This window comes from Reticulibacter mediterranei, assembly GCF_016587455.1.
Map to the genome: position 1 here is coordinate 2891534 of NZ_BNJK01000002.1, position 12220 is coordinate 2903753.

Consider the following 12220-nt stretch of genomic DNA (forward strand, 5'->3'; position numbering starts at 1 on the left):
CCAGGCCCACTATAACACAAGCGATCTGGTTAACTTTTCTATGATATTTAGCAGAAAAGTACCCCCTTGCTTATGTACGCTTGCTTGTTTGCTACTGAACCGCTATGTTTAGATCAGTGAGCGAAAGTCCACTCCGATTGGGAGGGTGCTTAGACCAGCCAGAAAAGCTCTCTCCATTCTCAGGGAGGTACAAGGCCATGTATTTTAGGCGAAAGGTGATGAAGAAACAACAGCTTCAATACCGTCGTCTGCTTGTAAATCTGAAGCGGGTTCTGGTAGGGACATGTCAGTAAAATACAACGTGAACAGCATTTCCCTTTCTCGGGGATGAGAGAAAAAAGGAGCTCAACTGTGGCACGCAAGGTGTTGGATGACACGAAGAAAACGATAGGCGAAACCATCAAGCAGCTTCGCAAGGAGAACCTCTGGACCCAGGAGGAGCTGGCTAGTCGCATAAAAACCACCACCATAAGTGTGAGCCGGTGGGAAAAGAACCTCACGCGGCCAAGCCTCCATTTTCAGCAAAAATTATGCGAAATCTTTGGCAAGTCACCCGAGGAATTAGGCTTTTTACCGCAATCAGAACCAGAGCACGGGGAAGGCTCTCAAAGCAACGACCAGCATCAGGAGATGGAACCAGGTCAGCGAGTAAGTGTGACGAAGCAAGAGCCCGCAACAAGCAGTGTTTCCTTGCTGGCATCTGTTCCTCCCCCTCCCCTTCTCCAGCATACGTTCATTCCAAGAAACATCGTGTTGCGGGCAACGCAGACGCTTTCTCCTGGTGATGGTCTCACTAAATCTCCTCCTTCTCCTGAGCGGTGTCTTCTTTTCGCGACTGAGTACGCTTTCATCGACGGCTCCCCACTCCTCCTGCCAGACCCCTTCCTCCTCTGAAAGTGCCACTGCAATCTATGCCCAGGTGATGTGCCACCCTGCTCTGTTCACTTCTGCGCTGGACCAGCAGGATGGGCTGCAATGGGACGAGAACAAGCAGTGTAGCTTTCAGCAGGGTTCCTATCACGTGCTGTTACCAGCCACCACGTATGTGGCCCAATGTTTTGCCCACGTGAGCCCTTTCGGGCCGAATTTTGCGCTCCAGGTAGACATCACTGTCCTCAAAGGGTACTCCGGTGGCCTGGTGTTCCGTGCGGTGACTTTTTCTCCTAACTGGGAGAATGTGAACTCCTCTCGGGTGCCCATCGATATTTGGGGGCAGTATAACTTTTATTTGGGAAGTACCAATGTTGCCTGTCATCTCTCCAATAATTCAAGCAATCCATACTATTGTCATCCGCCCAATGGAACCATCAACTATGGCCTGGAGGTCACTAATACTATGATGGTGATTGCTTTAGGCCCACATGTGTACCTCTATGTCAATGGCCACTTTATCGACCAAGGCCAGGTTCCAGCTTCTTCCCCGCTCACGGGCTTTCTTGGCGTGTTTGCCAATGGTTACCATAGCACCGCTGATGGGTCCTTTCGCCACATAAGGATATGGAAGATTTAATTAACGCGATGTGCAAGTTGATTAAGCAACCAGGCGATCAAATTGAAGGCGAGGAGCTTCATCTTGCTGATTCATCCAGAAACACAACGTGTGCATCAAAACGGCTCGCAACAAGCGATTGCGCAAATGCCACAGGTCACTAGCCCACACCCGTTTGAGGTTCCAACGATCCGTCAATTGCCCGAAGACGGTGTCGATGAGATAACGAACGCGCCCCAAGACCTTGCTTTGGTAAGCTTTGGCTTTAGGCGAATGCGCGAGGCGAAAAGGCGCTTGCAAGAGCAGCCCCTTGCTTCGCAGAGAGCTTTGCAGATCCGGCAACCAATAGTTGCGATCTCCCAGCACAATGCCTCGCGTTCCAGCCAGCAGCACGGGAGCAATTTCCCCGTCCGACTCATTATTACCTGGACTCATCGCCGCAAGCGGAGCAAAGATCCAGCGTTATCCCGGCGGCTCGTTGTCGGACGCGTATCACTGGCAATCAAATACTACCGAGGCCAGTTATGCCAATCCCAGCAACACATTCGATGCCTTTATGAACAGGGCTCAGCAGGCGGGCACCCAGCCGCTGATTACGGTGGACTATGGGTCCGGTACCCCGCAAGAAGCCGCTGGCTGGGTCCATTACGCCAACAAAGGCGGCGCAGGCTATAACGGGCCAGTCCCGACCTACGCGGGCGGAAGCAGCACTGGCCATACGTACGGCATCAAATACTGGGAGATTGGCAACGAGATTCCTGGTAATGGCACCTATGGTGCCGACTGGGAAGTGGACCATAATCCGTTGGGGCCAACCACCTATGCCAATCGTGCCGTAACTTATAGTCAGGCGATGAAAGCAGTCGATCCCACTATCAAGGTGGGTCTCGTTCTCACAACGCCGGGATCCTGGCCCGATGGCGTAACCAACAGTTCGTCGCTGCAGCCCTGGAACGATACGGTGTTGCCGATTGCCTGTCCATCCATTGATTTTGTCATCATTCACTGGTATCCCGTTGCCAGCAACGCCGCAGGAGGAGGAGACCCGGCGCAGGGTTTGCAGACCCCCGGTCAGATCCCAGGGATGATTGCGAGTGCGCGAGCCAAGATCAATCAGTATTGTGGCTCGCGGGCCGGCAGCATTCAGATTATGATTACGGAAACGAACGGAGGCTCTTACAACGCGGGCTCACGGGCGACAGGTTGGGCCAGCGCTCTGTTCCTGTCTGACACCTACATGACCTTCCTGGAAAATGGCGTGGCCAATGTTGATTGGTGGGAGGTCCATGACGACCTGATCTCCTCTGGTGCCTGCGCCACAGGTGGCTCACCCTGCGATCCGCCAGCAGGAACGCCTTTCCCGCCCTATTATGGTCTGCAGATGCTCTCTTTTCTGGGGACGGCCGGAGATAGCATGGTGTCGTCTTCGTCCAGTCAAAGTCTGATTGCCGTCCATGCGGTGAAACAGGCCAATGGGAATCTGACGGTGCTGCTGGATAACAAAGATCCCAATAATAGCTACACGGTTTCTCTGGGGATCAATGGGTATAGTGCAAGTTCGACCGCGACGGTGTACACCTATGGGAAGAACAGTACGAAAATCACCTCGGCGTCAGGTTCGGCCTCCAGTGTCACCATCGCTCCGTACTCCTTGACCACCCTGGTTCTCTCACCCGGCACGAGTACGAGTACGGGCAGTATGTTGCGCGGTGTGGCCTCGAACAAGTGCCTGGATGTGACAGGGCTATCCACGACCAACGCCACCCAGGTGCAAATCTGGGACTGCTGGGGTGGTGTGAACCAGCAGTGGACCTTGCTGTCCAACGGCGAACTGCAGGTATACGGCAACAAGTGCCTCGATGTACCGCAACACGCTACGAAGGCGGGCACCAGAGTGCAGATCTGGGACTGCAACGGCGGGGCGAACCAGCAGTGGACCCTCAACTCTGACGGTATCCTCGTCGGTCGCGAGTCCGGCCTCTGCCTCGACGTGAGTGGCGGCGGCACCGCCAACGGCACCGCAGTACAGATCTGGACCTGCCACGGCGGCAGCAATCAGCAGTGGACCCGGCAATAACCCCATCATCCAACCCGCCAGCCAGGTGCCGCTAACGTGGTACCTGGTCCGTCATCTTCGTGGTTGAGCAGCCCCGCAATCAGGCTGCCGGATGTAGTCGACCACTTCCTGAGCATAGGGAAGGAAGAATTGCCCGTCGTGTTGATGGTTTCTGTCATGGTTGGCGTAGGTACTCTGGTCAGCAGAGGGTAAGTGCGAGAATTTCGCACATGCGAAACCCTGATAAATCTGTGGATGAATTCTTCTCCGAAAGGGAAGACAGAAAGGCCCGTGTAGAAACATTCAAAGGATGAGCTAAGGAGGAAAGAGGTGAAAGCAACTCATCGGGCGGGTGGAGAAGCGAGGTTCCGTGGGCATGCCGAGGGGTTGTGTTGCAAGAAAGAAACTGATCTGGTACAGTCAGGAGAAAAAGAAGCGAGCACCCGTGATGAGAGAGCAGCACCCCTTCAAGTGGCGACACTTCCAGGCCGAGATCATTCTCTTATGTGTGCGGTGGTATCTTCGGTATGCATTGAGTTATCGGGATCTGGAGGAGATGATGGTGGAGCGAGGACTTTCTGTCGATCACAGCACGATCTTTCGCTGGGTTCAAGCCTATGCACCAGAATTGGAAAAGCGCTGTCGACCACACCTCAAAGCGTGCAATGATTCCTGGAGAGTCGATGAAACGTACATCAAAATCAAAAAAATCTGGTTCTACCTCTATCGAGCGGTCGATTCTGCGGGAAATACGCTGGAGTTTCTCTTGAGTCCGACGCGTGATGCTGAGGCCGCCAAGCGCTTTTTCTACAAAGCATTGAACATGACTGCTCGTTCAGCCTCTCAAACGCTTCCGCACGAGGAGTGCGTGGCTCAACTCATGTCTCTGGCTCATCCCCATACCACCACCTCAGTTCCTCGTGTGATGAACGTCGATAAAAACGCCGCGTATCCTAAAGCCATTGCCGATCTCAAAGCAACAGGAACGCTTCCTGAGGCTGTCGAACTGAGACAGATCAAATACTTGAATAATCTTATAGAACAGGACCATCGTGCGCATCAAACGGCTGGTCAAGCCAGGGCTGGGCTTCTTCTCGTTTGAAACGGCATGGCGAACACTGCAAGAATACGAGATCATGAATATGCTGCGCAAAGGGCAAATGCAAGGCGTGAGGAAAGATGACGTCAATGGTCAGATTTTCTTCATCTCCCGTCTCTTTGGGATAGCAATTTAAACTGAAGAGGAAGGGATCTTCACACTTTTTTCGGTTCCCCAGATTTTTGCAACACAGCCCCCCCGCTCAACTCAGCAAGCAGATGCGTGGCCTGCCGATATAGCCACGATGCTCCTGCCAAGATGGCTGCTTGGCGTAAGCCGGGGCTAATACGCTGCTGGTGCAAGCCGCTGAAGAGCGAACGGGCTGGACACCAGCGGTAGAGACACTGTTGACAACGATAACGACGCAGCGCCAAGCGCACCGGGCCAAAGAGCAGTTGCAGGCGGCGACTGACCGTGCCTTCCACCCGAAGCTCCTGGCTTCCACAGTGGGGGCAGCATCGCTGCTGCTTTTCCCAGGCACGCACGCTTTCTTTCATCGCTTGACGCATGCCTTCCCGACCTGCGTGCATGATCTGTTGTTCCATTTCCGTGACACTTGCCCTTGCAGAAATGTCGAGAATCAGGGATACTTGGACTTGCATATCAGATTCCTCCTCTGGATGATAGGGACATTGATGTTGATTTTTTTCTATCTTACCAGAAGGGGAATCTTTCTTTCCCTTTTCACCCCCCCCCTCCAGTTTTGGGTGGAACCCTTTAGGCTCTATAATGATAGAAAAAACAGGTAAGAAAGGACTTCCTAATGACTGAACAAAATTTATCGTTGAGTAGCTATTACCGCGGTTGGAATGTGTATCAGCAGCACCTCGTAAAGATGATAGAGCCGTTGTCGGTGGAGCAGCTGGCACTGCGGGCCGCGCCACATCTATGGTCAGTGGGCATGGTGGCCACGCATATCGTGGCTACGCGCGCTGGCTGGTTTCACAACTGGATGGGTGAGGGCAGTCCAGAAATGGCTGTTTTAGATGCCTGGGATGACAGTATGGAGCCGCTACGCCTGGCCTCTGAACTGGTAGCTGGCCTGGAAAGTAGCTGGCAAATGATTCAATCTGCCCTGGAACGCTGGAAGACAGCGGACCTAGTGCAGACCTTCGACGATCCACGCCATCGACCCAATCGGCCAGCCCTGTCACGTCAGTGGATTATCTGGCACGTCTTAGAGCACGATATGCACCATGGTGGCGAAATTTCGTTTGCCCTTGGTATGCATGGATTGGCTGCCATCGACCTTTAAAGTGAGCGCAGGCAGCTACGTCTTAAGCGCAACTGCAAGATGGCCTCAATTACTGCTACATAGTTTCAGTAGTTGTCATCTTGCTTATACTCACAGAAGATAAGAAAATCGACCTGTTGTTGACCCAGGGTTTTGGGTGGAACCACGGCCTCAGGGGTATAAAACGTGAACCGTTCGAGGGTGGCCAGCAGCCGACTACTTGTCTCAGCCAGGAGCGAGAGGTAGATTGCACGTCCTCCGGTCGCGATGTGGTGAAAGCAAAGTTGATTGCCCAGGATGGTCTTGCCCGCTCCAGGCGGGCCTAGTACCAGATAGTTGCCCCTGATGAACAGACCACCGTTCAGAATGCGATCAAGCCCGGCAATACCAGAGGAAAATCGTTGCAAACCGAGGGGCTGCTCCAGCGGTTCCGTCATAGCTCAACACTCCTTGTTCTCCTGTTTGTTGGTGAGCAGGTGGGGTGGCTGTGTTGCAAAAACCAGAACGAGCAAAGTGAACGCGATGGACCCTCTTACGCTCGTCGTTTAGGCCACCACTTCAAATATCTTGGCGACGAATGCAACGTACCCAACACTATCTCCTTTTTCCACTTCCCTGATCTGCCCTTTCCTCATCATGTTCATGATCTCGTATCCCTGTAACGTTCGCTGAGCTGTTTTGAAGGAGAAGAAACCCAATCCAGGTTTCACACGCCGCTTGAGAAAACGATGGTCTTGCTCCCCAAATTATTGAGGTATTTCACTTGTTGGAGTTCACAGCTTTCAATTGAGAGAATGCTTTGGGGTAGGCCGCGTTTTTGTCGAGCGCCCGACACCCGTGGAGAGTCCGTATGAGAGGCAACAAGGGTTTTGAGAAAGAAGCGTAAGGTCGCTTCCGTATCACGTGTCGGGCTCAAGAGAAACTCCAACGTGTTTCCTTGAGAATCGACAGCTCGATACACATACACCCACTCTTTTTTTACTTTGATGTACGTTTCATCGACACGCCAAGAGTCCGTTGTAGGATTCACATGAGGACGACAGCGGCGATCAAGCTCTGGAGCAGAGTGCTGGACCCAACGATAGCTGGTCGTATGATCGCGCCTTTAGCCCTCGTTCTCCCATGATTTCTTGAAGACTCGCGATAACTGAGCGCATACCGCAGATACCAGCGAACACAGAGGAGAATGATGTCGGCCTGAAAATGACGCCATTTGAATGGGTATTGCTCTCTCATGGCTGACCCTCGTTTATTCTTTTCCTGTACCAGATCAGCTTTCTTTTTTGCAACACAGCCCTTCATGAACAGGAGCGAGGAGCCGAGCATCCCGATACGGCCCATTTCCTCGGTCGTTTGGGTCGTCTTTATACCACACAAGGTCAGTATGTAGAGGCGGAGCCATTGTTGGAGCGGGCGCTTCTCGTTGATGAGATGGTGTATGGATCAGACCATTTGCTGGTTGCTGCTGATCTCACGAGCCTGGCACACCTTTACCTGGATCAAGGTCAGTATGCAGAGGCGGAGCCATTGTTCAAACGGGCACTGGTGATCTGGGAGCACAAGCGTGGGAGTGAAGAATCCATCCACTGCGGCGTGTTTGGACAATCTCGCTATGCTGTACCAGGAGCAGGGCAAGTATGCAGAGGCGGAGCCATTGCTGAAACGAGCGCTGGCAATGAGATGAAGCGAAGCCGTGAATTAGCTTGGGAGCATGCTTCATCATTTCCTTGCTTGCTTTTCTGCAACAACCAGAACACCGTCCTTCCCACTCGTCAATAGGGCATGGAGGGCCTCATCCACATCGCACTTCCGAACATCTTGAGAGAAGCTTGAAGTTTTCTTAACAATGTCCGGGTATACTTTCCGTACAGAGAGATCCGTATCTCAATCGAGTCAGGAGGAAACAGACATGTCACAGCATCGCGGATATTTCTTAGGTCGTCTCTTTGCTTTTCTTGCGCAACAGAATGTGCTGGAACAGCCAGTGGAGCACTGCTATCAACAGGCTTGTACGCATCCCCCGCAGGTGATCCCCCAGGCGCTGGCAACGATGATTGCCGCAGGCAAGGAAGAAACTCTCTTTCCTTTGATGAAGTACCTCCCGCTGAGCGCCTTTGATGGACCGCTCAACCGGCGCGAACAGGGGGCCTTTGCCCTGGGCTATACCCACGAGCGCACTGGTGCTTCCCTTCCTTTCGCCGAAGAGGATCTGGAGGAAGACGGGCAGGAGTTGACCGAGCGCTATGAATTTCGGGTGGACCCCCACCTCAAGGAGTGGATCAAGCGAGAGGGAGGTGGTCCTTTCATCCGCGCGCTCCTGCGCAATGAGCGCGTCAAGCAGGTACCAGAAATCCTCTCCGAACCACGAGAGGAAAGCAGTGAAACGCGGCTTTAGCGCTCTCTAACACTGACAGCCCCAGGGAGAAGCACCAGGCCCTCTGAAAGCAGGAGCACCAGGAAGGATCCATGCAAGCCAGATGATCGATGAGGAAATCTCATTACGCATTCCGTGGGCTAGGACACTGGCCGCCAATGGCTCTGTTGACGAAGATGCGCTAGATTCAGCTTTCAAGATCCTCCTCTCTGATCAAATTTGGGGCCTTTCTTGAGTACTTCTTAATCTATTCTGCTATTTTTATTCTTGACTGATGAATAGCGTTCATTGAAGGGAGAGTGTTTTGTGAAACGAAGAGCCTCGATGATGGTATGTGTCGGCATGGGAATAGTACTCTTTAGCATACTTGTATCTCCCTCCGCCTGCAGGAGTGGACAACCGCAGCAGCCTAGTACCATTCCTGCCACTGCTACGACGACAACTACCACAAATCGTCCTAACATCCTATTTCTTCTGACGGATGATCTTAATATGGATGAAATCTCTGTGATGCCACATTTGAAATCGTTATTGATCGATCAAGGTGTGAGCTTTTCAAACTACTTTGTCAGTGTCTCGCTGTGTTGCCCCTCACGTTCAACGACATTGCGTGGGCAGTATTCCCACAATACCCACGTAGAGACTAATGGTGGCACAAATGGTGGATTTCAAACTGCTTATACGCTGGGCCTCGAGCAATCAACTATCGGGACGTGGCTCCATTCAGCAGGCTACCGCACAGCCATGATCGGCAAGTATCTCAACGGCTATCCCGGCGGTGTATCAGACACGTACATTCCACCTGGCTGGGATGAATGGGATAGTGCTTCCAAGGGCAACCCGTACTCTGAGTTCAACTATACGCTCAACGAGAACGGCAAACTGGTCGCTTATGGGAAGCAATCACAAGATTACGGGACGGACGTGTACACGAGCAAAGCGACTAGCTTTATTACACAGTCCGCGAAGGAGCACAAACCCTTCTTCACCTACCTCGCCGTGTATGCGCCTCACCAGCCAGCGACACCTGCTCCACGCGACCAGCATTTATTCCCTGATGTGAAGGCACCACACACCCCTTCTTACAATGAAGCCGATACCAGTGACAAACCAGCGTATATTCATGAGCGGCCACTCTTGAGCGCACAGGCGCAAACACGAATTGATCAGCTCTACCGAAAACGACTACAATCACTTCAGGCTGTAGATAGAGCAATTGCTACTCTCTACACAACCCTTCAGAAAACAAATCAGTTGAACACCACCTATATAGTTTTTACCTCGGACAACGGCTTCCATCTTGGTCAGCATCGTCTGCCCGCTGGAAAACAAACCGCCTATGAGGAGGATATTCACTTGCCGTTGGTCGTGCGTGGACCCGGAGTTCCAGCTGGTAAAACCGTTGATCAGATAACAGGGAACATTGATCTGGCCCCAAGTTTTGCCGATATGGCGGGCGTAAAACCAGCATCTTTTGTAGATGGTCGGTCCTTTCTCCCCCTTGTGCATGGTAACATGCCAACGACATGGCGACAATCCTATCTGGTGGAGCACTGGCTTCAGCAAAATTCCGCACATCCTCAGACGAATCTGGGGCTGCAGGAATCAGACGATCCAGATCAAGAAACCGATATCAGCGGGAGCAAGGCTGCCAAAATCGTTATTCCCGAGTACCATGCCATCCGTACAAAGGATTACCTCTATGTAGAATATAGTACAGGAGAAAAAGAACTGTACAATCTAAAAACCGATCCTGCTGAACTCAGTAGCCTTGCAGCAACAGCAGGTCCACTGTTGCTGAAAAGCCTTTCAGAGCGTCTGGCAACCCTCAAATCTTGTAAAATGGACACGTGCCGTTCTATGGAGGATCAACCAGCTCCCTGACGAAACCCATCCTATACGGAGGTAGGACGAGGATGGATGCTTCCCTGAAAATGGCACTATATATCGGGCCAATGCTCTCAATACCGCTATTTTCAGAGGCTCTGGTGCGCGGCAGGGCGTGAATTACTGTTGGCGATTTGATTTTCCAAGCTCAAAGGGAAATGACCTTTGTGCGAAAGCAAGAGCAGACCTTTGGCAATTCGCCAACAGCATCAATATGAGGATGAGACGACGTAGCGGGCCATGTCCCTCGCCAAACGTTAATGTTCGGCGGTCAACGTTGGCGTTACGTTAAACGTTCCTCACCGCTGATCCCATCTGGCTTTGTTGGCGTTAACGTCTCGTTAGCAAAACTTTCTCCCTGGCAATGTGGGGCGTTAGCAAGTGGCCGTTGCTAAGAATAACAAAAACATGCATTGCAGCAATAAGACAAAAAGGACACTTTTGCAATTGCCATTTGTCACAATGTTTGGAACTTACGCAACCTTGCTGATCTAAAAAGTGATATGCTGAAGAGATAAGGATTGTGTTTTCTTTAGGAATCACGTATGCTTGTAGCTGAGTCTAATGGGGGTTCATGTCCACTGTGGACGTTGATACGAAAAGGGACATGGTATTTTCTTGGAAATCAGGAAAAATGCTGTAACGAGTAGAATTCGACAGAAGACGAAGGAAGTTCATGACCACGAACCCTCGCAAGACAACACCTGATCCCCCGACAAATACCTCATTCAAAGGCCGACCGAATAGTCGCCATCGTGCATCCATTCGCATCCTGCTCTCAGAGGGGTCCAGTCTCTCAGCTCGACAGACGATCACGGCCCTCGGGGAGTCGGGCTATCACCTCGATGTCTGCGACCCCAATCCCCTGTGCATCAGTCGCTTCTCCCGCTTCATTCGGCACCACTATCGCTGCCCGGCAGTCGGAACGGACCCTCTGGGATATCTCGCGTTCGTGCTTGACCACCTCTCACAGCAGCGCTATGATGTGCTGCTGCCGGTGCATGAGCAAGCGTTTCTCTTTGCGAGGGTGCAGGATCAACTCCCCAGCGACGTTGGTGTCGCGCTCGCTCCTTTTGACGCTTTTGTGCAGGTGCAGGGAAAGGTCGCGTTCGCTCGCATGATGGAACGACTCTGCCTGCCGCAGCCACCGACCCGCATCGTCCGTTCGCGTGCGGAACTGGAGGCGATGGACCGCTTCCCCTGTTATCTCAAAACGGATTACAGTACGGCAGGGCGGGGCGTCTGGCGTGTCACGGATGGAAGTGAGCGAGCCCGCGCAGTGTTCGAGCTGGAACAGCAGGGCTTGCTCGATGGAACACGTGAACTGGTCGTACAGGAAGAAGCGGCGGGTCGGCTGTGCCAGGCTCAAGCCGTTTTCGCACACGGCACCCTGCTTGCTGCACACTGCACACAAACGCGAGGGGTGAGTGTGGGTGGTGGACACGCTGCCCGCATGAGCGTGGATCACTCGCAGGTAGCAGATCATCTTGCGACTCTCGGCCAGGTCTTGAGGTGGCACGGTCCGCTGGCACTGGACTACCTCTTCAACGAAGGAACTTCGAGCCCGACCTACATTGAATGCAACCCGCGGCTGGTCGAGCCGATGAATGCCACACTTTCCGGCGTGAACCTCGCCGATCTCACCGTGCGGGTCGCTCTTAGAGAGCAGGGAAGGGCCAGCGAGACAATACGAGGACACTTCGGGATACGTAGCCATAGCCTCTTAGCGATCCTCCTTGGAATCGCTGATCATGGCGGATCACGCAGAGAACTGCTGCGCACTATCAGAGAAAACCTGCAGGGCCGCGGGATCTTCGCCCAGAGCAGAGAAGACCTGACACCGGTCCGCATGGACCCACCTAGCCTCATCCCCCTCGGCATGGTGACCGGGCAACTGCTGTTGAACCCGCGCACTGCGCACCACATCTCGACTGGCGCGGTCAACTCGTATAGCTTGACTGCCGCCGCAGTAGAAACGATCACTAGCCTCGATGGGAAATGAACGATCACCACTGGGAAGGAGTGAGCCGAGGAGCCCGAAGCTTATGCAACCAGGCTGATTTCATTGGTGGCATGCAGAG

The 12220-nt window shown here is 52.9% G+C and carries 11 protein-coding genes and 3 pseudogenes; 9 read left to right on the plus strand and 5 right to left on the minus strand.

All coding sequences use genetic code 11. The features are described 5' to 3' along the window. Positions 1-351 precede the first annotated feature (351 nt). Entirely contained in the window at positions 352-894 is a 543-nt protein-coding gene (locus K3T83_RS51790) for a helix-turn-helix transcriptional regulator (RefSeq protein WP_220210907.1), read from the plus strand. Between the two features lie 28 nt (positions 895-922). Further along, positions 923-1510 carry a hypothetical protein gene (locus K3T83_RS51795; protein ID WP_220210908.1) on the plus strand — a complete coding sequence of 196 codons (588 nt, stop codon included), beginning with the start codon at positions 923-925 and terminating at the stop codon, positions 1508-1510. A 21-nt stretch (positions 1511-1531) separates the two neighbouring features. Here the strand turns inward: K3T83_RS51795 and K3T83_RS51800 are convergent. Beyond that, positions 1532-1909, minus strand: a pseudogene (locus K3T83_RS51800) (IS982 family transposase); the annotation flags it as partial. Between K3T83_RS51800 and K3T83_RS51805 the strand changes: the two are divergent. Beyond that, complete coding sequence (locus K3T83_RS51805; protein ID WP_220210910.1) at positions 1857-3566, plus strand: RICIN domain-containing protein; 1710 nt, start codon at positions 1857-1859, stop codon at positions 3564-3566. The pseudogene K3T83_RS51800 and the gene K3T83_RS51805 sit on opposite strands and share 53 nt — an antisense overlap. A 5-nt stretch (positions 3567-3571) precedes the next feature. On the opposite strand, the gene K3T83_RS51810 is transcribed toward K3T83_RS51805, so the two are convergent. Beyond that, the gene (locus tag K3T83_RS51810; RefSeq protein WP_220210911.1) at positions 3572-3775 is read right to left on the minus strand and encodes a hypothetical protein; all 204 of its coding nucleotides are present in this window, start codon (positions 3773-3775) and stop codon (positions 3572-3574) included. A gap of 218 nt (positions 3776-3993) precedes the next feature. On the opposite strand from K3T83_RS51810, the pseudogene K3T83_RS51815 reads away from it, so the two are divergent. Beyond that, a pseudogene (locus K3T83_RS51815) lies at positions 3994-4780 on the plus strand (IS6 family transposase). 19 nt (positions 4781-4799) lie between these two features. Here K3T83_RS51815 and K3T83_RS51820 read toward each other — a convergent pair. Further along, a complete protein-coding gene (locus K3T83_RS51820; RefSeq protein WP_220210912.1) occupies positions 4800-5246 on the minus strand; it encodes a hypothetical protein in 447 nt (148 codons plus the stop codon). Between the two features lie 161 nt (positions 5247-5407). On the opposite strand from K3T83_RS51820, the gene K3T83_RS51825 reads away from it, so the two are divergent. Beyond that, positions 5408-5899 (plus strand): DinB family protein, encoded by a 492-nt coding sequence (locus K3T83_RS51825; protein WP_220210913.1) that lies wholly within the window; start codon positions 5408-5410, stop codon positions 5897-5899. Positions 5900-5964: 65 nt separating this feature from the next. Here the strand turns inward: K3T83_RS51825 and K3T83_RS51830 are convergent, their stop codons facing one another. Continuing rightward, positions 5965-6315 (minus strand): RAD55 family ATPase, encoded by a 351-nt coding sequence (locus K3T83_RS51830; protein ID WP_220210914.1) that lies wholly within the window; start codon positions 6313-6315, stop codon positions 5965-5967. Positions 6316-6423: 108 nt separating this feature from the next. Continuing rightward, positions 6424-7114 (minus strand): annotated as a pseudogene (locus K3T83_RS51835) (IS6 family transposase). Between the two features lie 117 nt (positions 7115-7231). Here K3T83_RS51835 and K3T83_RS58730 point away from each other — a divergent pair. The 4 genes from K3T83_RS58730 to K3T83_RS51855 all read left to right on the plus strand — a co-directional run bounded on the left by K3T83_RS58730 (position 7232) and on the right by K3T83_RS51855 (position 12141). Beyond that, on the plus strand, positions 7232-7657 hold the full coding sequence (locus K3T83_RS58730) for a tetratricopeptide repeat protein (protein ID WP_220210915.1): 426 nt from the start codon (positions 7232-7234) through the stop codon (positions 7655-7657). A gap of 130 nt (positions 7658-7787) precedes the next feature. Then, entirely contained in the window at positions 7788-8273 is a 486-nt protein-coding gene (locus K3T83_RS51845) for a type I-C CRISPR-associated protein Cas8c/Csd1 (RefSeq protein ID WP_220210916.1), read from the plus strand. Between the two features lie 441 nt (positions 8274-8714). Then, positions 8715-10136 (plus strand): sulfatase family protein, encoded by a 1422-nt coding sequence (locus K3T83_RS51850; RefSeq protein ID WP_373324761.1) that lies wholly within the window; start codon positions 8715-8717, stop codon positions 10134-10136. A gap of 679 nt (positions 10137-10815) precedes the next feature. Then, positions 10816-12141 carry an ATP-grasp domain-containing protein gene (locus K3T83_RS51855; protein ID WP_220210918.1) on the plus strand — a complete coding sequence of 442 codons (1326 nt, stop codon included), beginning with the start codon at positions 10816-10818 and terminating at the stop codon, positions 12139-12141. Positions 12142-12220: the final 79 nt, after the last annotated feature.